Annotated in this window: 18 protein-coding genes; 10 read left to right on the top strand and 8 right to left on the bottom strand. The window is 74.5% G+C overall.

The features are described 5' to 3' along the window. Positions 1 to 366: 366 nt before the first annotated feature. Positions 367 to 1824 (bottom strand): sugar porter family MFS transporter, encoded by a 1458-nt coding sequence (locus MWU57_RS15215; RefSeq protein WP_246910276.1) that lies wholly within the window; start codon positions 1822 to 1824, stop codon positions 367 to 369. Between the two features lie 187 nt (positions 1825 to 2011). Between MWU57_RS15215 and MWU57_RS15210 the strand changes: the two genes are divergently transcribed. The 3 genes from MWU57_RS15210 to MWU57_RS15200 all read left to right on the top strand — a co-directional run bounded on the left by MWU57_RS15210 (position 2012) and on the right by MWU57_RS15200 (position 4460). Next, the gene (locus tag MWU57_RS15210; protein ID WP_246910282.1) at positions 2012 to 2611 is read left to right on the top strand and encodes a hypothetical protein; all 600 of its coding nucleotides are present in this window, start codon (positions 2012 to 2014) and stop codon (positions 2609 to 2611) included. A gap of 218 nt (positions 2612 to 2829) precedes the next feature. Then, the gene (locus MWU57_RS15205) at positions 2830 to 3450 is read left to right on the top strand and encodes a DUF47 domain-containing protein (protein WP_106264675.1); all 621 of its coding nucleotides are present in this window, start codon (positions 2830 to 2832) and stop codon (positions 3448 to 3450) included. A gap of 2 nt (positions 3451 to 3452) precedes the next feature. Further along, positions 3453 to 4460: an inorganic phosphate transporter gene (locus MWU57_RS15200; RefSeq protein ID WP_106264677.1), complete on the top strand. Its 1008-nt coding sequence runs from the start codon at positions 3453 to 3455 to the stop codon at positions 4458 to 4460. A 7-nt stretch (positions 4461 to 4467) separates the two neighbouring features. Here the strand turns inward: MWU57_RS15200 and MWU57_RS15195 are convergent, their stop codons facing one another. From MWU57_RS15195 to MWU57_RS15165, 7 genes are all read right to left on the bottom strand, one after another. Then, positions 4468 to 5514: an NUDIX hydrolase gene (locus MWU57_RS15195; protein ID WP_106264679.1), complete on the bottom strand. Its 1047-nt coding sequence runs from the start codon at positions 5512 to 5514 to the stop codon at positions 4468 to 4470. 8 nt (positions 5515 to 5522) lie between these two features. Then, positions 5523 to 7760, bottom strand: coding sequence for an RNA degradosome polyphosphate kinase (locus tag MWU57_RS15190; protein WP_106265159.1), 2238 nt, complete (start codon positions 7758 to 7760; stop codon positions 5523 to 5525). A 110-nt stretch (positions 7761 to 7870) separates the two neighbouring features. Continuing rightward, positions 7871 to 8848, bottom strand: a complete 978-nt coding sequence (gene mshD, locus MWU57_RS15185; RefSeq protein WP_246910272.1) for a mycothiol synthase — start codon at positions 8846 to 8848, stop codon at positions 7871 to 7873. A gap of 169 nt (positions 8849 to 9017) precedes the next feature. Next, complete coding sequence (acs, locus tag MWU57_RS15180; RefSeq protein ID WP_246910269.1) at positions 9018 to 11024, bottom strand: acetate--CoA ligase; 2007 nt, start codon at positions 11022 to 11024, stop codon at positions 9018 to 9020. A 395-nt stretch (positions 11025 to 11419) separates the two neighbouring features. After that, complete coding sequence (locus MWU57_RS15175; protein ID WP_106265162.1) at positions 11420 to 12340, bottom strand: HAD family phosphatase; 921 nt, start codon at positions 12338 to 12340, stop codon at positions 11420 to 11422. A gap of 27 nt (positions 12341 to 12367) precedes the next feature. Then, positions 12368 to 13048, bottom strand: a complete 681-nt coding sequence (locus MWU57_RS15170) for a response regulator transcription factor (protein ID WP_246910266.1) — start codon at positions 13046 to 13048, stop codon at positions 12368 to 12370. After that, positions 13045 to 14466 (bottom strand): sensor histidine kinase, encoded by a 1422-nt coding sequence (locus MWU57_RS15165; protein WP_246910265.1) that lies wholly within the window; start codon positions 14464 to 14466, stop codon positions 13045 to 13047. The genes MWU57_RS15170 and MWU57_RS15165 overlap by 4 nt, the downstream gene beginning before the upstream one ends. A gap of 143 nt (positions 14467 to 14609) precedes the next feature. Between MWU57_RS15165 and MWU57_RS15160 the strand changes: the two genes are divergently transcribed. The 7 genes from MWU57_RS15160 (at position 14610) to MWU57_RS15130 (ending at position 20668) form a co-directional block, all read left to right on the top strand. Further along, complete coding sequence (locus MWU57_RS15160; protein WP_246910263.1) at positions 14610 to 15272, top strand: phosphatase PAP2 family protein; 663 nt, start codon at positions 14610 to 14612, stop codon at positions 15270 to 15272. A 13-nt stretch (positions 15273 to 15285) separates the two neighbouring features. Then, positions 15286 to 15912 carry a transcriptional regulator gene (locus MWU57_RS15155; RefSeq protein ID WP_246910262.1) on the top strand — a complete coding sequence of 209 codons (627 nt, stop codon included), beginning with the start codon at positions 15286 to 15288 and terminating at the stop codon, positions 15910 to 15912. Further along, positions 15909 to 17201, top strand: a complete 1293-nt coding sequence (locus MWU57_RS15150) for an MFS transporter (protein ID WP_246910260.1) — start codon at positions 15909 to 15911, stop codon at positions 17199 to 17201. The genes MWU57_RS15155 and MWU57_RS15150 overlap by 4 nt, the downstream gene beginning before the upstream one ends. Positions 17202 to 17290: 89 nt before the next feature. Further along, a complete protein-coding gene (locus tag MWU57_RS15145; protein ID WP_246910259.1) occupies positions 17291 to 18106 on the top strand; it encodes a pilus assembly protein FlpE in 816 nt (271 codons plus the stop codon). 62 nt (positions 18107 to 18168) lie between these two features. Next, the gene (locus MWU57_RS15140) at positions 18169 to 19323 is read left to right on the top strand and encodes a TadA family conjugal transfer-associated ATPase (RefSeq protein WP_374108568.1); all 1155 of its coding nucleotides are present in this window, start codon (positions 18169 to 18171) and stop codon (positions 19321 to 19323) included. Then, the gene (locus MWU57_RS15135; protein WP_246910257.1) at positions 19317 to 19985 is read left to right on the top strand and encodes a hypothetical protein; all 669 of its coding nucleotides are present in this window, start codon (positions 19317 to 19319) and stop codon (positions 19983 to 19985) included. Before MWU57_RS15140 ends, MWU57_RS15135 begins: the two co-directional genes overlap by 7 nt. Further along, positions 19982 to 20668, top strand: coding sequence for a type II secretion system F family protein (locus MWU57_RS15130; RefSeq protein ID WP_246910256.1), 687 nt, complete (start codon positions 19982 to 19984; stop codon positions 20666 to 20668). Before MWU57_RS15135 ends, MWU57_RS15130 begins: the two co-directional genes overlap by 4 nt. Positions 20669 to 20755 lie beyond the last annotated feature (87 nt).

The raw sequence follows: 20755 nt of genomic DNA, 5'->3' as shown, positions 1-20755 counted from the left end.
CTTCGGGACTGACGACCGTGCACGGGACCCGACACCCGGCTTTGGCGTTCCCGCTCGGCACTACCCCACGCCGTCGGGCACTACCTCGCGCCGCGCGCTGCTACCTCGGCGGGCGGGGCGCTACCTCGCGCCGCGCGCTGCTACCTCGGCGGGCGGGGCGCTACCTCGGGCCGGGCGTTGCTACCTCGGCGGGCGGCGCACTACCTCGGCGGACGGCGCACTACCTCGCGCCGGGCGTTGCTACCTCGGTGACCGGCGCACTACCTCGGCGGGTGAGCCCCTACCTCGGCGGGGGAAGGGAGGGGCGGGACGACGACGGCGGCCCGCCCCGGGAGGGACTGGCCGCCGTGCCGTGGCGAGGGTGGCTCAGACGCGGCGACGTACGTCCTCGGTCATGTCCTCCAGCTCCTTGCCCTTGGTCTCCGACACCTTGAACCAGATGAAGAAGAAGGAGATCACGGCGAAGAGCCCGTACATGCCGTACGGGACCGCCGGGCCGAACGCCGACAGCATCGGTGGGAAGGTCAGCGTGATGGTGAAGTTCGCCAGCCAGTTGGCCGCCGCGCCGACACCCAGCGCCGCGGCGCGGATCCGGTTCGGGAACATCTCGCCCAGCATCACCCACATGAGCGGACCCCACGTGGCGCCGAAGAAGACGACGAAGGCGTTCGCGGCGATCAGCGCGATGGTGCCCCACGGGTCGCCGAGGGACAGCGTCGACTCGCCCGCGGCGTCGACCGTGGTGGTGCCCTGCGTGAACACCGCGGCCATGGTCAGCAGCGAGACCGCCATGCCGGCCGACCCGATGAGCAGCATCGGACGGCGCCCGACCTTGTCGATGAGGGCGATCGCGATGAAGGTCACCGCGATGTTCGTGATCGCGGTGATGGTGGAGACGAGGAACGCCTGCGACTCGTCGAACCCGACCGCCTGCCACAGCGTCGTGGAGTAGTAGAAGATGATGTTGATGCCCACGAACTGCTGGAAGATCGCCAGCAGGATGCCCACCCAGACGATGGACTTCAGCCCGAGGAACCCCTTGCCCTTGAGCGAGCCGAGGTCGGCGTTCTTCTCGTCGACGGCGATCGACCGCTTGATCTCCTCGATGCGGTCGTCGGCGTCCTCCTGCGGCCCGAGCACCGAGGCGAGCACGCTGCGTGCCTCGCCGACGTCGCCCTTGGCGACCAGGTAGCGCGGCGACTCCGGCATGCGCAGCGCCAGCAACCCGTAGACGACGGCCGGGACCGCCTCGACGAAGAACATCCACCGCCAGGCCTCCCAGCCCAACCACAGCTCCTCCGACGCGCCGCCGGCGGTGCTCGCCAGGATCTGGTCGCTCAGGAGCGCGCCGAAGATGCCCACCGTGATGGCGAGCTGCTGCAGGGAGGCCAGGCTGCCGCGGATCGACGCCGGGGAGATCTCGGCGATGTAGGCGGGCGCGATGACCGACGCGATACCGATACCGATGCCGCCCAGGAACCGCCAGAGCGACAGGTCCAGCGCGGTCCAGGCCAGGGCGGACATCACCGCGGAGAACAGGAACAGGCCCGCGCCCAGCAGCATCACCTTGACGCGACCGATGCGGTCCGCGAGCCGGCCGGCGCCCCAGGCGCCCAGGGCGCAACCCAGGAGCGCGACCGCCACGACGAGGCCGGTGACCGTGGCCTCGAGCTCGAACTCACCCTCGATCGCCGACACCGCGCCGTTGATCACCGACGAGTCGAATCCGAACAGGAAGCCACCGACGGCGGCGGCGAACGACAGGCCGATCGCCTTGCGGTGCGCCGATCGTGCTCCGGCGCCGCTGGGTGCGGATGCGGTCATCACCAAACTCCTCTCGGGTCCCGGTCCCGGGGCCGTCCCCTGCATGCTAGGAGCGTTGCGCCGAGCGAGCACGGCGAGCGCCCGTGGCGATCCCCACAGGGGATCGGGCGCCCACCTGCGCCATCGCCCGTCGAACCGGACCTGCGAGACTGGGCGGGTGAACGACCGACGCTTCCGTCGCCCGGCCATGCTCGACCCGCGCGACGCCGACGCCCTGGCGGGCGCCCTCGACCCTGCGCGGCGCGACGAGGTGGCGCACACCACCGCCCGCGCCGTCGTGCACCGCGCCCGCGCGGCCGAGGATCCCGAGGTGGTCGCCCGCCTCGTCCGGCTCGTCGAGGACGAGGGCCTCGACGTCGTCGCCGAGCTCTGGTCGGACGCCGCGCCGGCGACCCTGCCGGGAGCGCTCTGGCGGCTGTATGCGCTGCGCGAGTGGGTCCGGCGGGACCCCCGCACGATCGGCCTGCGCTACCGGCTCGGCGTCGACGTGGCGCCCGTGCAGGAGGTCGTGGCCGGCGTCCCGCGCCCGCCCACGCCGTCGGACCTGCGCCAGCTGGCCGACACGGTGCTCTCCGGGGTCTATGCCGGTGACCTCGCGGTCGCGCTGGAACGGGCGGCGGCGTTCTGCCGCATCCTGGCGACCGGCGCCGCCTACGACGCCGACGCGCGGGAGGTCGCCGACCCGGAGGCGGCGGCGCGCATGACGCGCGGAGCGGCCGACCTGGTGGGCACCGCCGGGGAGCTCGAGCACGCCGCCGCGCTCTGGCGTGCGGGTTCGCTCGACTGAGGGGAGCGGTCGTACGATGGACGCGCGACGTCGGACCGCGGTAGCCCCGGGCTCCATCTTCAGCCGCTACGAGCGGCCACGCGCCGAGAGGCGCTCCCGGTCCGGCGTCGCACTTCTGCGTCCGGAGCCGGAACGCACCGGACGGTCGATTTAGCCCGGCCGCGGGGCGGGATCTACTCTGTGTCTGACCGAGCGTCCTTCCTCACCGGGAGCCTCACGTGCGCCTGCGCCTCACACCGCGCGACACCACCTTCTTCGACCTGCTGGCCGTCCTGGCCGGACACACCGTCACCGGAGCCACGCTGCTCGCCGAGCTCCTCGGTGCGTCGCGCCCCGAGCGTGAGGAGATCGTGGGGCGGCTGACCGAGGCCGAGCACGAAGCGGACGATGCCACGCACCAGATCATGCGGCGGCTCAACAAGACGTTCGTCACACCCTTCGGACGGGACGAGATCTACAGCCTCGCCTCCGCGCTCGACGACTGCATGGACGCCATGGACGAGGCGGGGCACCTCATCGTCCTGTACAAGATCGACGAGCTGCCGATGGCGGTCTCGGAGCAGATCCAGGTGCTGCTGCGCTGCGCCGAGCTGACGGCCGACGCGATGCCGCGCCTGCGCAAGCTCGACCAGCTCCCCGAGTACTGGGTCGAGATCAACCGGCTCGAGAACCAGGGCGACAAGCTGCACCGCACGCTGCTCGCGCACCTCTTCGACCGCGTGGCCGACCCGATCCTGCTGATCAAGCTCAAGGAGGTCGTCGACATCCTCGAGGAGGCCACCGACGCCTTCGAGAAGGTGGCGAACCTCGTCGAGACGATCGTCCTCAAGGAGTCGTGAGCGTGGAGCTCGCCCTCGTCGTCGTGGTCGTGGTCGTGGCGCTCGGCTTCGCGTACACGAACGGGTTCCTCGACGCGGCGAACTCCGTCGCGACCTCGATCTCGACCCGGGCGCTCACGCCGCGCATCGCGGTGGCGATGGCCGCCGCGATGAACTTCGTCGGCGCCCTGCTCGGCACGTCCGTCGCCGAGACCATCGCGACCTCCATCGTGGACCTCGACGGTGCGCCTGCCGTCGACGCCCTGGGCGTCCTGCTGTGCGCGCTGCTGGGCGCCATCGCGTGGAACCTCGTGGCCTGGTGGTTCGGCATGCCGACGTCGTCGACCCACTCGCTCGTCGGTGGTCTCCTCGGCGCCGGGCTCGCCGGCGGCATGGTCGTGCACGGCGAGGAGGTCCTCGACCGCGTGGTGCTCCCGCTGCTCGTGTCGCCCGTCATCGGTTTCGTGGCGGCGTTCGCGCTCATGGTCGCCCTGCTCTGGGCGTTCCGGAACGCGGCGCCGTCGCGGGTGAACCGGCGCTTCCGGATCGCGCAGACGGCGTCGGCCGCGGCCGTGGCGCTCGGGCACGGTCTCCAGTCGGCCCAGAAGACCATGGGCGTCGTGTGGCTGGCGCTGCTCACCGTCGGCGCCGTCACCCCCGTCGAGGGCATCCCGCTGTGGGTCAAGCTGGCGGCGGCGACCGCGATGGCCGCGGGCACCTACGCCGGCGGCTGGCGCATCATGCGCACCCTGGGACGGCGGATCATCGAGATCGACCCGGCGCGCGGGTTCGTCGCCGAGTCGGTCTCCGCCATCGTGCTGTACGTCAGCTCGATCGTGCTCCACGCCCCGGTGTCCACCACGCACACCATCACGGCCGCGATCGTCGGCGTGGGCTCCACGCGGCGGCTCTCCGCGGTGCGCTGGGGGGTGGCCCGGACGATCGCCGTCTTCTGGCTCCTGACCGCACCGGCGGCTGGCCTCCTCGCCGCCGGGACCACGTGGCTCCTGCTGGGGGTCCTCGGGAGCTGAGCCCGGCTCAGAAGACCGGTGGCGCGACGCGTTCGGCCGCGACCACCCGCGGGCCGCGGCCCGTCGTGGCGACGTGCGCGACGAGCGCCTCGCCGGGCTCCAGGTACGGGTCGCGCCGGGGCAGCGCGTTCGCCACCGCACGGCGCGAGTGCTGCCCGAGCACGTCGAGGACCGTCGGCAGCACCGGCCGGTGCGTGCACAGTACCGACGACCGGCCCGACTCCAGGAGGTCGCGCACGGCGCCGGCGACGCGCGCGGGCGACCGCTCGTGCTGCGCCTCGCCGAGGTTGTCGCTGTACTCGGGCCGGACGCCGGACGCCCGCACGTAGGGGTCGATCGACGTCGCGCACCGCTCCCACCGGCTGGAGACCACGGAGTCGACGCCGTAGGCCGCGAGGACGGGCACCAGCGCGGCCGCCTGAGCGTGCCCGACCGGTGTCAGCGGACGCTCCTGCTCGGCGCCGTACCACGCCGCACGGGGCAGCGCCCGGCCGTGCCGCACGATGACGACGGCGTGGGTGGCGAGGTGGTCCTCGCGCGCGGCCTCGACCAGGGCGTCCAGCGGCCCCCGGTCGGTCGCCCGGGTGAGCCGCTCGCCGGCGACGTCGGCGTCGACCCACTCGCACCGGTCGATCTCGTGCTTGTCCACCGCGGCGACGGGGGACCGGGCGGCGAGCGGGCGCGCGTCGCGCTCGGAGGCCGCACGCCGCGCCGCCCAGTAGTGCACGCGCTTCACGCGTCCCTCGGGCGTGAGGTACTGCAGGCCGGGCAGCGGCAGGCCCAGCACCACGGCGCGACCCGTCTCCTCGGCGACCTCGCGCACCGCCGTCGTGGCGAGGGACTCGCCCTCCTCGTGCTTGCCCTTCGGCCACGACCAGTCGTCGTAGCGAGGGCGGTGCACGAGCTGCACCTGGAGCTTCTTGTGCCGGATGCGCCACACGAGCGCGCCGGCCGTCTCGATGACGGGAGCGTGCTGCACGGACGTGGCCCCGAGGGGGTCGACGAACGGCGTCGCGGTGCGGAGCGGGCGGGGCGACTGCGGTGCGGAGACCATCGCTGGGATCAGCGCGTCATGCTGGGTCGACGGCGGTGACGGCGGACGAGCTGTGACTGCAGGTCGGCGAGCGGCCGCCCGTCCGGTCCTGCCGCCCGCAGCCACGTGCCGTCCGGCTGCAGGTGCCAGGAGGCGGTCTTGTCGGACATCGACTCGTTGATGAGCTCGAGGAGCTCGAGGACCTGGCCCTCGTCACTGATGCGCACCAGGGCCTCGACCCGGCGGTCCAGGTTGCGGTGCATGAGGTCGGCGGAGCCGATGAACACCTCCGGACCGGTCTCGGGCCCCTCGCCGATCGCCGGGCCCGCCGAGTTCGCGAACGCGAAGATCCGCGAGTGCTCCAGGAACCGGCCCAGGAGGGACCGGACCCGGATGTTCTCGCTCAGCCCGGGCACCCCCGGGCGCAGGGCGCAGATGCCGCGCACGACGAGGTCGACCTTGGCGCCGGCCTGCGACGCCCGGTAGAGCGCGTCGATGGTGGCCTCGTCGACGGCGGAGTTGACCTTGATCTTCACCCACGCCTCGTGGCCCGCCCGGGCGGCGGCGGCCTCGCGGTCGATGCGCTCGATGAGGCCGGACCGCACGGTGCGCGGTGCGACCAGCAGGCGGTGGAACCGCGAGCGGGGCGCGTAGCCGGACAGCTGGTTGAACAGGCGCGTGAGGTCCTGGCCGACGTCCGGGTCGCAGGTCAGCAGACCGTGGTCGGTGTAGAGCCGCGCCGTCTTCGGGTGGTAGTTGCCCGTGCCGACGTGGCAGTACCGGCGCAGCCCGTCGGACTCCTGCCGGACCACGAGGGACAGCTTGCAGTGGGTCTTGAGGCCGACGATGCCGTACACGACGTGCACGCCGGCCTGCTCGAGCTTGCGGGCCCAGGAGATGTTCGCCTGCTCGTCGAACCGGGCCTTGATCTCCACCAGCGCGAGCACCTGCTTGCCGGCCTCGGCGGCGTCGATCAGGGCGTCGACGATGGGGGAGTCGCCCGAGGTGCGGTACAGCGTCTGCTTGATCGCCAGGACCTTGGGGTCGGCGGCGGCCTGCTCGAGGAAGGTCTGCACCGACGTCGAGAACGAGTCGTACGGGTGGTGTAGCAGGACGTCGCGCTCCCGGATCGCCGCGAAGACGTCGCCCGGCATCGCCGACTCCACCTCGGCGAGCTGGCGGTGCGTGGTGGGGATGAACGGCGGGAAGTGCAGCTCGGCCCGGTCGATGTCCGCGATGACGTTGAGGCCCGTGAGGTCCAGCGGGCCGTCCAGCTCGTAGACCTCCTCCTCGACGACGCCGAGCTCGCGCACCAGCAGCTCGCGGATGCGCGGCGAGATGCCACCGGCGAGCTCCAGGCGCACCGGCGGGCCGAACCGGCGCCGCAGCAGCTCCTTCTCCATGGCCTGCAGGAGGTTCTCGGCGTCGTCCTCCTCCACCTCCACGTCCTCGTTGCGCGTGACGCGGAAGGTGTGGTGCTCGCGCACCTCCATCCCGGGGAAGAGGTGGTCCAGGTGGTGGGCGATGACCTCCTCCAGCGGGACGAACGACTTCTGCGTGCCGCCCGCCTGCGTCGGGGTCGGCGCGCTGGGGCGCCCGCGGTCGTCGACGGCGATGAACCGGGGCAGCAGCGGCGGCACCTTGACCCGCGCGAAGTGCTCCTTGCCGGTCAGCGGGTTCTCGACGACGACGGCGAGGTTCAGCGAGAGGCCGGAGATGTAGGGGAAGGGGTGCGCGGGGTCGACGGCGAGCGGGGTCAGCACCGGGAAGATGTGCTTGCGGAAGAACTTGTGCAGCCGCTGCTGCTCCTTGTCGAGCAGCTCGTCCCAGTGCACGATCGTGATGCCCTCGGTGGCGAGCGCCGGCTGGACGTCGCCGCGGAAGACGGCGGCGTGCCGCTCCATCAGCCGGTGGGCGTTCTCGCCGATGCCCTGCAGCACCTCCCGGGGGTTGAGGCCCGACGCCGCGGTGACGGCGATGCCGGTGGCGATGCGGCGCTTCAGGCCGGCCACCCGCACCATGAAGAACTCGTCGAGGTTCGAGGCGAAGATCGCCAGGAACCGCACGCGCTCCAGCAGGGGCATGGAAGCGTCCTCGGCCAGCTCCAGCACGCGTTCGTTGAAGGCGAGCCAGCTGAGCTCGCGGTCCGCGAACCGGTCCTCCGGGAGCGGGGTCGGTTCCGGCGCGACGATCTCGACGTGGTCGGTCGTGTCGTCGGTGTCCTCGGCGATGTGCTCGGCGATGTGAGCGGCGAGCTGGGGGTCCATGCGGTGCGGTCCTGCCTTTGCGGTCGTGCGTGTCTCGGACGTGCTGGCGGTGGCCGCGGCGACGAACCGCCCGCGGGAGTCACGCCGGGCGGTGCGCGGGCTGGACGCAGTCATGACCCCATGTTGGCATCGTTTGATGAACGGTGGGTGACGTGCGGCGCGTACTGGACGTCGATCGCCGCGCGCTCGAAACCTGCCCGCTCGTACGTCGCCAGGGCGGCAGGGTTGTCGCCGTCGACGTAGAGCACCGCCCGGGTGCACCCCACGGACGCCAGGTGGTGCAGCCCCGCCGCGGTGAGCAGGGCACCGAGGCCACGGCCCTGCGCGGCCGGGTCGACGCCGACGGCGTAGATCTCGCCGTCGCGCGCGTCGTCCGGCCGGCCGGTGGGCACCTTGGTCCAGACCGAGCCGGCGAGGTGGCCGTCGGGGCCCTCCAGCAGCCAGAACCCGGCGGTGTCGAACCAGGGTTCGGCCGCGCGCGCGTGCAGGTCGTGGACGGTCAGGCGGCCCTGCTCCGGGTGGTCCGCGAACGCCCGGGCGTTGAGCGCGACCCATGCCTCGTCGTCGGACCCCGGCCGGAACGTGCGGAGCCGGTAGCCCTGCGGGGGCTCCGGCGCCGCCGGGACGTCGTCGAGGGCGAGGGCGAGGAACAGCAGCTCGCGCACGCTCGCGTAGTCCCGCGCCGCGGCGAACGCGCGGGCCGCGGGCAGGTCGCCGTGCGCCCAGACGCGCAGCGCCTTGCCGCGCTGGTCGGGGGCGCCGGAGCGGTCGGGCAGTCGGGCGTCGCGCTCGGCCGTGCGCAGCAGGATCGTGCCGATGCCGGTGCGGCGGTGGTCGGGGTGGACCACGAGCTCGGCGCTCGCCACGTCGCCACCACGGTCCACCTGCAGGTAGCCGGTGGTGGCGCCGGTCCGGGTCTGCACGCGCACGTGCGTGAGGTCCGGGTGGTCGTCCCCGAGGCGCAGCAGCGGCTGCTCCGAGAGCGGGGCCACGCCGTCGTGGGCCTCGGCCGCGGCCGCGAGCTCCCGGACGGCGTCCTGCGACGCGGCGGTCAAGGGATGGATCTCGATCGGGAAGGGGAAGCGCACGTGGTCATTCTCCATGCCGAGCCACGCAGTTGCCGAGCCACGCAGTTGCCGAGCCACGCAGTTGCCGAGCCACGGTGTTGCCGAGCCACGGGGCCACCCGCCGAGGTGGTGCTTCCTCGGCGGGCGGCCCCGCCGTCGTCGACGGCGGCACGGGCCGGGCGGGAGCGGCTCAGTCCTCCGCGGGCTTGGCGAGGCCCGCCTGGATGAGGTTCATGACCGACGAGTCCGCCAGCGTCGTGGCGTCGCCGACCTCCCGGTTCTCGGCCACGTCGCGCAGGAGGCGGCGCATGATCTTGCCGGACCGGGTCTTGGGCAGCTCGGCGACCACGAGGATCCGCTTCGGCTTGGCGATGGGACCGATCTCCTGGGCGACGTGGTCGCGCAGGGTCTTCTCGATGCGGGCCGAGCCCTCGTCGGTGCCCGCCTCGTCGGCGTGCTCGCCGCGCAGGATGACGAACGCGACGACGGCCTGGCCGGAGACGTCGTCCGCGGCGCCGACGACGGCGGCCTCCGCGACGAGCTCGTTCGACACCAGGGCCGACTCGATCTCGGTGGTGGACAGCCGGTGCCCCGAGACGTTCATGACGTCGTCCACGCGGCCGAGCAGCCAGATGTCGCCGTCCTCGTCCTTCTTGGCGCCGTCGCCCGCGAAGTAGATGCCTGGGAACCGTGACCAGTAGGTGTCCTTGAACCGCTGCAGGTCGCCCCAGATGCCGCGCAGCATGGAGGGCCAGGGCTCCGACAGCACGAGGTACCCGCCGCCGCCGTCGGGCACGGGATTGGCCTCGTCGTCGACCACCGTGGCCGCGATCCCGGGCAGCGGGACCTGGGCGGAGCCGGGCTTGGTCGAGGTGACGCCGGGCAGCGGGGAGATCATGATGGCGCCGGTCTCCGTCTGCCACCAGGTGTCCACGATCGGCGTGCGGTCGGAGCCGATGACGCGGCGGTACCACATCCAGGCCTCCGGGTTGATGGGCTCGCCCACGGACCCGAGCACGCGCAACGAGGAGAGGTCGAACTCGGCCGGGATCTCCTCGCCCCACTTCATGCAGGCGCGGATGGCGGTGGGGGCCGTGTAGAAGATCGAGACGCCGTACTTCTGAACGATCTCCCACCAGCGGCCGCGGTGCGGGGTGTCGGGGGTGCCCTCGTAGATCACCTGGGTGGCCCCGTTGAGCAGCGGGCCGTAGACGATGTACGAGTGCCCGGTGACCCAGCCGATGTCCGCGGTGCACCAGTAGACGTCGGACTCGGCCTGGAGGTCGAACACGTTCTTGTGGGTGAACGCCGTCTGGGTGAGGTAGCCGCCGGTGGTGTGCAGGATGCCCTTGGGCTTCCCGGTGGTGCCCGAGGTGTACAGGATGAACAGCGGGTGCTCGGCGTCGACCCAGGCGGGCTCGTGGAACGTGTCGGCGGCCTCGACGGCCTCGTGCCACCAGACGTCGCGACCCTGCGTCCACTCGACGTCCTGCTCGGTGCGTCGCACGACGAGCACGTGCTCGACGGTGGTGGCCGGCTCGCCCTCCTTCGCGGCGAGCGCCGCGTCGACGGCGGGCTTGAGCGCGCTGGGCGCACCGCGGCGGTAGCCGCCGTCGGCCGTGATGACGAGCTTGGCGCCGGCGTCGGCGATGCGGCTGCGCAGCGCGTCGGCGCTGAACCCGCCGAAGACGACGGAGTGCGCGGCTCCCAGCCGGGCGCAGGCGAGCATCGCGACGACCGACTCGACGAGCATCGGCAGGTAGATGACGACGCGGTCGCCGGACTCGACGCCCAGGGTGGCGAGCGCGTTGGCGGCGCGGGAGACCTCGCGCTGCAGGTCGGCGTAGGTGACGGTGCGGGTGTCGCCGGGCTCGCCCTCGAAGTGGATGGCGACCCGGTCGCCGAGCCCGGCCTCGACGTGCCGGTCGACGGCGTTGTACGCGGCGTTGAGGGTGCCGTCGGCGAACCACTTCGCCACGGGGGCCCCGGACCAGTCGAGCGTCTGGGTGAAGGGCGTCTTCCAGGAGACGAGCTCGCGGGCCTGCCGGGCCCAGAACTCCACGCGGTCGGCGGCGGCCTCGTCGTACATCGACGGCTGGGCGTTGGCCTGGGCGGCGAACTCGGGACTCGGCGGGAACGCGCGGGTCTCGTGGAGCAGGTTCTCCAGGCTCGGGCTGGTGGAGTGGCTGTCGGTCACTGGGTTCCTCCGCGTCGTCGCGTTCCGTCCGTGGGGCGCCCGAGGGCCGCCCTCTGGGGAGTGTAGACCTGCGTCGTGGTGCAGATCACGCCCCGCGGGGACCATAGTAAGGGGAGATGACATATCGGTCGCCCGGGTGGACGCCGGCGCTCTCCGGCGAGCGGTCGGCTGGGATACCCGAGCGGTCGCGGCGAGTTCCCGAGCGGTCACGGGCCGGCCGTGTGCCGGTCGGTCGCACGAGCTCGGCGCACGAGGGCTCCGCGAGCGAAGGCCTCCGCGCACGAGGGCGGCGCCCGGGATCGGTCCACCGAGCGCCGCTCTCGCCGGACGGTCCGCGGGTAGCAGGCGCGTGGTCCTCGCGTCGTCGTACCGGGACAAGCCCGCTCGACGAGTCCTCAGTGGACTGTCTGTGCGTGGGTCCCGTGCACCGTCCTGATGTCTCCATGGAACGCCGAGCCACCACGGTCCGCAAGAGGAGCCGGGTGTCCGGTCCGGCGTCGCCACCGCCGCCACCACGTCCAGGCGAGCCCTGCGAGGGCGAGCGTCCCGATCACGGCGAGCACCGGCGTCGGGCGGATCGTGGGACGCAGCGCGACCGGCCGGTTGAACGTGAGCGTGCCCCAGCCGTTCTGTGCCGCGAGCCGGCGCAGCCCGCGGTCCGGGTTCACGGCGAACCCGTGCCCGACGGCCGCCAGCATCGGGGCGTCCGTGACGGAGTCGGAGTAGGCGTAGCAGCGCTGCAGGTCGTAGCCCCGTGCGGCCGCCAGCTCCCGGATCGCCGTGGCCTTGTTCTCCCCGTAGGCGTAGAAGTCGATCTCGCCGGTGAACCGGCCGTCGGCCACCTCCATCCGGGTGGCCACCACGTGGTCCGCCCCCAGCATCGCGGCGATCGGCTCCACGAGCTCCGTGCCCGACGCCGAGACCACCACGACGTCGTGGCCCATCGCGTGGTGCTCCGCGATGAGGTCGACCGCCTCGGCGTAGACGTAGGGGTCGATGTGCTCGTGGAGCGTCTCGGCGACGATCTGCTCGACCTTGGCCACGTCCCACCCCGTCGCGAGCTCGGACAGGTGCTGGCGCATCCGCTCCGTCTGGTCGGCGTCCGCGTTGCTCGCCATGTACAGGAAGTGCGCGTAGGCGCTGCGCAGCACGTCGCCGCGGGTGATGAGCCCGCCGGCGAAGAACGACCGGGAGAACGCCGCGGTGGAGCTGGTCGCGATGACGGTCTTGTCCAGGTCGAAGAACGCCGCCACCCGGTGGCCCGCCCGTGACCGCGCCCGCCCCTGCGGCGGAGGCGTGGCCGGCGACGGGTTGATCACCCGACAGAGCCTACGGCCTGCGGCTCAGACCTCGTCGGCCCGCACCGCCACGAGCGCCGCCTCGACGCGGTTGCGCACCTCGGTGGTCCGCAGGATCGAGGTGACGTGCACCTTGACGGTGCCCTCGGCCAGATGCAGCGCCGCCGCGATCTCGGTGTTCGTCAGGCCTCGTCCGACGAGCCGGAGCACGTCCTGCTCGCGCGGCGTGAGCAGAGCGAACCGTGCTCTGGCGCGATGTGCCGCGTCGAGGGCGGCGGTGCGTCGCACGGTGAGCAGGCGGCGGGCCACGGCGGGGGAGAAGAACGCCCCGCCGGCGGCCACGGCGTGCACGCCCAGCAGCAGCTCGCGCGGGTCACCGGACTTCAGCACGAACCCGTCCGCACCCAGGGCCAGGGCCTCGGCGACGTAGTCGTCCTCACCGAACGTGGTGACGAACAGAACCGGTGCTCCCGACCCCTCGCGACGCAGCTCGGCCAGCACCTCGAGTCCGGACAGTCCTGGCATGCGGACGTCGAGGACCAGCGCGTCGAACCGGTGCGCCCGGGCCGCCGCGAGGGCCTCGTCCCCGGCGCCGGCCTCGCGCGCGACATCGATCCCCGCATCGGTCCGCAGGATGCCGACGACGCCGGCACGCGTCAGTGGTTCGTCGTCGGCCACCAGCACCCGGACCGGTCGCGCCTCCGGCCGGGCGTCGGACCCCGTCACCGGTCTGCCGGGGCGAGACGACCGGCGAAGGCGACGACGCCGTCGGTGAAGCACACGCGGTGGACGTCGCCGGAGGCGTCGTCGAACCTAGCGGTCGTGATCGCGTAGTCGTGGCACGCCGTCCCCGCCTCGGCAGCGGGACGGGGCAGCAGCTCGTGCTCGGGCAGCAGGTGGGCGACCTCGTCGCGGGCGTCTCCGAACTCGATCCGGGCGAAGTCCTGCTCCGGGAGCAGAGCACGGTGGGCCTCGACGAGGGTGAAGGCCTCGACGGCGCCGAGGGCCGCGACGATCACCACGGTGGCCGCCAGGAGGACGGCCCGGCCGCGCCGCCGCGCCCCGGACAGCAGTGCTGCCTCGCGCTCCGGCCCGTCGTCGTCCTCGTGGTCGTCATCGTCCGCTCCGTCGTCCGGGGGCGGGTCGTCGGTGAAGGCCCCGGCGGGCCGGCGCGTCGCGACGGTAGCGCGGAGCGTGAAGGTCTCGCCGTCGTCGCCGGCGTGGAGCGTGCCCCCGGCCCGTTCGAGGTGGCCGGTGAGAGAGGCCAGCCCGGTCCCGGACGTCCCGCCGGTGGGCGGGTGCGGGGCCAACGGGTTGCGGACGGTGACCACCAACGGCCCCTCGCCGGCGACCGCGACGGTCACGGGCTGCCCGGGTGCGTGCCGGACGGCGTTGGTCAGGCCTTCCCGCAGCACCCGCACGAGCGACGCCCGGTCGGCCGTCCTGGGCAGCTCGTGGGACAGGCCGGTGACGCTGACGGCGGCGCCGGCACGCCGGGCCTCGGTGAGCAGGGCGGCGACGTCGTCGGAGCGCGCCAGGCCGGGCGCGGCACCGCTGCGCAGCGAGTCGACCGACGTGCCGAGGCCGTCGACGGCACGAGCGAGCTGGCGGCGGGCGGCGGCCACCCGGTCCCGGGCGGGTCCCGTGAGGTCCGGGTCGAGCTCGAGGCGGCCGAGCTGCAGCGCGACGAGGCTGAGGTCGTGGCCCAGGTGGTCGTGCAGGGACTCGGCGAGCGCCAGTCGTTCGGCGTCGCGCCGCCGCCGCGCGGAATCCCGGCGCGCGTGCCGCTCTTGGGCCAGCCGCTCGACCGCCTGGCGGCGCACCTGGGTGCGCAGCCGCCACGCGTAGCCGACGAGCCACGGCACGCCGCCGCGTACGGAGGCGAACAACATCTCCCGGGCGGCCACGGCTGGATCGTTCCCCTGCGCGAGGGTCAGGAGCATGACCGTCGCCGTCGCCAGGAGGAACGCCGCCGCGCCGCGCCGCGCGCCGTCGTCGGACAGGCCGACGGCGCACGCGACGACCGCGAGCAGCAGAAAGGTCCACGGCCGGGGCTGCGGCAGCGCGAGCAGGCCGGCGAGCACGACGACGGCGACCGGCCCGGCGAGCGGGCGCAGCCTCGCCGGGAGGGGGCGGTCGTCCATGCGTCCATGATCGCCGACCCGGGGGCCCGCACGCGTCCGCCGAGGGGACGATCCCGGCCGTGCCCGCCTACCACCAGGGTCATAGCCGGGTCGTGCCCTCGGGGGGATCTGGCGCGTCCGGGCGCTCCGTAGCGTCCGTCGACATGTTCTCTCGAAGCCTCCCGCCCACCTCGGGCGACCGTGTCGCTCCAGCCGTGGTGGCCCTGCGTCCGGTCGGCCTGGTCGTCGGCATCCTCGTGCTCCTGTCGGCGACGACCTACACCGTGCGCGACCCCCTCTACCTCGCGCTGGCGGGCGCGGCCGGGTCGTCGTCCCTGTGGGGACCCGTGGCCGGTCTGGTGGCAGGGAAGGGCCTGCTGGTCCTGGTCGCCGTGACCGCGTGGCTCGTCGTCCGGTCGTGGCGACGGGGGCGCCGCGTGTTCTGGACCCTGGCGGCTGCTGGTGCCGGCGTCGTCGGTGCCTATGTGACGAGCGAGGCCGTCAAGATGCTGGTCGCCGAGGAGCGGCCGTGCCGTGCCCTGGTGGTGCGGACCGTGCTCGCCTGCCCGCCTCCGGGTGACTGGTCGTGGCCCTCGAACCACGCGGTGATCGCTGCTGCGTTCGCGACGGCGTGCGTCGTCGCGGCACCCCGGACGGCCTGGTTCGTGGTGCCGGTGGCGGTCTCGATCGCCGCCGGCCGGGTCCTTGCCGGTGTCCACTACGTGCACGACGTGGCGGCCGGGCTCGCGCTGGGGGTGCTCGGGGTGGTGCTGGTGGTCCTGGTCGCCAGGCGAGGCACAATTCTTGTGCAAAAGAATTGTGCATGAGTATTGTGCACGCATGGACACGAACCCGGAGCAGCCCTGGACCCGCCTCGACCTCACCGCCGAGTCGGTCAAGGTCCTGGCCCACCCGCTGCGCTCACGCCTGCTGAGCGCCCTGCGGCGCGGCGGACCGGCGTCAGCCACGGCGCTCGCCGCCGAGCTCTCCACCAACACGGGCGCCACCAGCTACCACCTGCGCAAGCTGGAGTCGGTCGGGCTGGTGGAGGACACCGGCGGCGGCCGCGGCAAGGAGCGCATCTGGCAGGCGGCGACCGAGAGCCACGCCTGGTCCCACGCCGACCTCGCCGACGACGAGGACGCCCGCACGGCGCTCGGCTGGCTCGTGCGTGACTACCACCGGCAGTTCGACGTCGCGTACTCCCGCTGGCTCGACGTCGCCGAGTCCTGGCCGATGCCCTGGCAGGAGGTCTCCGGCATGGGCGACGCCTGGGTCGAGGTGACTCCGGAGCAGGCGCGCCAGATGCAGGCGGAGCTGGACGCCGTCGTCGCCCGGTACGCCCACGCGGGCGCCGGTACCCCGGACGCGAGGCGCCTGCACCTGTACATGACGTCGTTCCCGCTCGAGCCGGACGACGTGCCGGCCACCGGAGGCGCCGACGGCACCGAGGACGCCGGCTCGTGACCGGGCTCACGCCGGCCGCCGCGCGCCGGGTCTTCCTGCTGCTGAGCGCCACCCGCTGGTTCCCCGTGGGCCTGGTCGTCGCCGTGACGACCCTCCTCCCGGTGGAGCGCGGGCTCACCGTGACGCAGACCCTGACGCTCGCGTCGGTGACCGGGATCGTCGTGTTCGCGCTCGAGCTGCCGACCGGCGGCACCGCGGACGCGTTCGGTCGCAAGCCCGTGCTCGTCGCCGCCGCGGCGACCCAGGTGGTTGCGGCGACCGTGTTCGCCGTGGCGGGCAGCTTCTGGCAGTTCGCCGTCGCGGCCGCCGCCACGGGGGCGTTCCGGGCGCTGGACTCCGGCCCGCTCGAGGCGTGGTTCGTCGACACCGTCCACACGACCAGCCCGGGCGCCGACGTCGACCGCACCCTGGCACGGCACGGCGGCGTCGTGGGCCTGTCCGTCGCGTCCGGCGCGCTCGTCTCCGGTGCGCTCGTGTGGTGGCATCCCGTGACGGCCTGGTCCGCGCTCACCCTGCCGTACGTCGTCTACGCCGGGCTCGCCGTCGTGCACCTCGTCGCGGTGTGCCTCCTGCTCCGGGAGGTCCGTCCCGTGCCCGACGGCGGTGCCCGCCGCGGGGGAGCGGCCCGGCGTGCGCTCGCCTCGGCCCGCCGGACGCCCGCCGTCGTCGCCGACGGGCTGCGCCTCGCCGCCACCAACCGGGTGCTGCTCGGGCTGCTGCTCGTCGAGGTGTTCTGGTCGACGGCGATGGTCGTGTTCGAGTCGTTGCAGCCGATCCGACTGGCCGAGCTCGTCGGCAGCGAGGCGCGCGCCGGCGCGATCATGGGACCGGTGGCATCCGTGGGGTGGGGCGTCTTCGCGCTCGGCTCGGCGCTCGCAGGCATGGCCTCCCGGCGCATCGGGGTGGTGCGCGCGGCGATGGCGGCGCGCGTCCTCAACGGGCTCGGCGCGGTGTGGATGGGTCTGGTGGCCGGCCCGGCGGCCCTCGTGGTGGCCTACCTCGTCACCTACGCGCTGCACGGCGCGGCGGGCCCCCTGTACAACGCGCTGCTGCACCGCGAGGCCGCGTCGCGCAACCGCTCGACCGTGCTCTCTCTGGCGTCGATGACGGCCTTCGCCACCTATGCGATCGCCTCGCCCGCCCTCGGCTGGACCGCCGACCTGCTGTCCACCCCGACGGCGATGGTGCTCGGCGGCGCGGTGAGCGTGCTCGGCGTCTTCTGCTTCCTGCCCGCCCTGCGTCGCGAGCGCGAGCTACGGCGCACGGGACGGGCCGTCCTGAGCGTGTAGCCCGCGGCGAGTCCGTCCCCAGGCGGGTCGTTCCACCGCCGGGGACCCCCGCCCGACGGCGGAGCCTCCGGTCGCTCCAGGGTGGCGGCATGGATCACGCCACCGAACCGTCCGCCTCCGCGCAGCGGGGGCCGGCCCGCCTCACCGCCGTCGTCGGCGCCTGCGGCGGGGCCGGCGCCAGCGTGCTCTCAGCGGCGCTCGCACGTGCCCTGCGGCGACGGGTGGGCGCGGCCGCACTCGTGGACCTCGACGTGCCCGGCGCGGGGCTCGACGTGCTGCTCGGGGTCGAGGCCGACCCTGGTGCGCGCTGGCCAGACCTGGCCGACGCCCGGGGCAGTCTCGACGCCGAGGGGCTCGTGGCCGCGCTGCCGCGCTGGCGCGCCGTGCCGCTGCTCTCGGGCACGCGGGAGCAGGCGCCCGGCGGCGGCCCCGACGACGCGGTGGTGCTGGACGTGGCGACGGCGCTGCTGCGGTCCGGCCACCGGGTGGTGCTCGACCTGCCACGGCCGTCCGGCTGGGGCGAGGCGACCCGCTCCCTCGTGACCGCCGCCGACGCGGTGGTCCTCGTCGTCCCGCTCACCGCGCCGGCGGTGGCCGGCGCGATGGCCACCCTGGCGGTGCTCGACGCGCTCGGTACCGCCCCCGTGCACGTGGTGCCCCGCCGCCCGGCCCCCGGACGGGTCGACACGGCCGGGGTCGAGCGGGCGCTCGGCCGCCGGGCGGTCGCCACCGTGAGCTGGGACGGCCGCCTGGCCGCGGCGGTCGAGCGCGGCGACGGTCCCCGCACCGGACGCCGCACCCCGCTGGGTGCGGCCGCCGAGCGGCTCGTGGACGCGCTCGCCCGCCCGGCCCGCACGTCCGGGGCGACGGTCGCGGCGGCCACGACCACCGGGGCGGTCGCGTGAGCGCCGCCGGGCCGGGCCGCGCCGGCAGCGGACCCGCACCGGGGGACGGCGGCCGGTCAGCCGTGCTCGACCCCCTGCTCCTGGACGGGTTGCGCACCCGCCTCGGCGCCGCGGCCGGCACGCCCGACGACGCGGCGGTCGCCGACGCGCTGCGGGCCAGCGGTCGTGTCCTCGGCTCCGATGCGCTCGCCGACCTCACCCGCGCCGCGCGGGCCGAGCTGTCCGGCGCCGGCCCGCTGCAGCCGCTCCTCGAGGAGCCGGGCGTCACCGACGTGCTCGTCAACGGTCCCGACGAGGTCTGGGTCGACCGGGGGGACGGGCTGCGCCGCAGCGACGTGCGGCTGGCGGGCGCCGCGGAGGTCCGGGCGCTCGCGGTCCGCATGGCCGCCGTCGCCGGGGCCCGGCTCGACGACGCCAGCCCCGTGGTCGACGCGCGTCTTCCGGACGGGACCCGTCTCCATGCCGCGGTCGAGCCGATCGCACCCTCGGGTGCGGTGATCGCCCTGCGCGTGCTGCGCCAGGCCGTGCTCGACCTGCCGGCCCTCACCGCCCGCGGTGCCGTGCCCGCCGCGTGGGGGCCGCTCCTGGCCGGGCTCGTGGCCGGGCGGGCCAACCTGCTGGTCACCGGTGGGACGGGGACGGGCAAGACGACACTGCTCGCCGCGCTCCTCGGTCTCGTGCCGCCCGGCGAGCGCCTGCTCACGGTAGAGGAGGCCCGCGAGCTCGCGCCCGTCCACCCGCACGTGGTGGCGCTCGCGGCCCGGCGGGCCAACGTGGAGGGCACCGGCGAGGTCACCCTCACCGATCTGGTCCACGGGGCGCTCCGGATGCGGCCCGACCGGATCGTCCTCGGCGAGTGCCGCGGCGCCGAGGTGCGGGAGCTCTTGCTCGCACTCAACACCGGGCACGACGGCGGGATGGCCACGGTGCACGCGAACGCCGCCGAGCACGTCCCGGCCCGCCTGGAAGCCTTGGCCGCGCTGGCCGGGATGCCACGTGCCGCCGTCGCCGCGCAGGCGGCCGCGGCCCTCGACGTGGTGCTGCACCTGCGTCGTCGTCGAGGCGTGCGGCACCTGGCGCAGGTGGCCGTGGTGCGGCTCGCCGCTCCGGGCGAGCTGGAGGTCCGCCCGGTGGCGACCTGGGACGGCCCGGGTACCGGGGACCCGGCGCCGGGACCCGGCTGGGAGGACCTGCTGAGGCGGTGGGGCCGGTGCTGAGCACGGCGCTGGTGGGCCTCGGTGTGGCCTGCGCGGCCTGGTGCGTCACGGTGCCCGGCGGTCGCCGGGCGGCGTCGCTCGTCGTCCCGTCGACGGCGCGCACGGGTCGCCGGCCGGGCGCCGGCTGGTGGCGCCGGCTGACGCGGCGGTCCGAGCCCGAGGCGGACCAGGTGCGGCTGGCCGTGGCCCAGGTGGGTGCGCTGCTGCGTTCCGGCGCGTCGCCGGCGGCGGCCTGGTCGCGGGCGCTCGGAGTACCGGTCGATGCCGACGGCCTCCCCGACCGTGAGGCGCTGGCCGCGACCGTCGGGGGTACCCGGCCCGCGCACGCCGTCGTCGCCGCGGCGCGGCTCGCCCGGGAGGTCGGTGCGCCTCTGGGAGGCGTGCTGGAGGCCGTCGGCGCAGCTCTCGTCGCCCAGACCGAGGCCGACGCGGAACGCGAGGCGTCCCTCGCCGGACCGCAGGCCACGGCGCGTGTCCTGCTGTGGCTGCCGGCGCTCGGCGCGGTCCTCGGGACGGCGCTCGGCGCCGACCCCCTCGGTACCGCCACCGACGGCGGGATCGGCACCGCTGCGGTCCTGCTCGGCGTGCTCGCGCTCCTCGCCGGCCGGACCTGGACCCAGCGGCTCGTCGCCACGGCCCGGACGGCGGGAGCAGGTCCGTGAGCGCCGCACTGACGAGCGCCGCACTGACGCTCCCTACGCTGACGAGCCCTGCGGTGCTGAGCACCGCCGTGAGCCCTGCCGTTCTCGGCGTGCTGGTGGCCCTGGCCGCCTACGCCGGTCTGTCGCCGTGGCGGTGGGCGGCACGGGCGTCGAGCCGTCGGGTGTCGACGCTCGCCGCCGACCCGTCCCCGCACGACGACCCGGCCGGGCAGGGTCCGGTGGCGGCGTCGATGGACGTGCCGTGCCTGCTCGAGCTGGTCGCGGCAGCGGTGCGGTCCGGCGCGGGCGTGCCGCGTGCGCTGGAGGCGGTGGCCGCGGCCGTCGACGGTCCGGACGGCCGCGACCTCGCGCGGGTCGCCGCGGCGCTCCGGCTGGGCGCCGGGTGGGACGCGGCCTGGGCCGGCGCCTGTGGCGAGACAGGCCGTCTCGCGGCCCCGCACCGGCTCGACGTGCTGCGGCGGGCGCTGCGCGGTGCGTGGGTCGACGGCGCGGCACCCGGCGAGTCGCTGCGGGCCGCCGGGGCGGGGCACCGCCACGAGCGCCAGGCGGCAGCCCGGACGGCGGCCGCACGCCTGGCCGTCCGGCTCGTGCTGCCGCTCGGCCTCTGCTACCTGCCGGCCTTCGTGCTCGTCGGGCTCGTGCCCGTGCTGCTCGCGCTCGGCGTGGACCTGCTGTCCGGCTGAGCGTGCCCACCCGGCCGGTGGTCGGGCGGATCGCCTCCGGTCGACCGGCCGGAGGCGCGGAAGCCGGGTGCGAGCCCGGTGGAGAGA

The organism is Isoptericola sp. S6320L (genome assembly GCF_023015685.1).
Taxonomy (GTDB): domain Bacteria; phylum Actinomycetota; class Actinomycetes; order Actinomycetales; family Cellulomonadaceae; genus Isoptericola; species Isoptericola halotolerans_A.
This window is presented reverse-complemented; position numbering and strand designations above follow the sequence as displayed.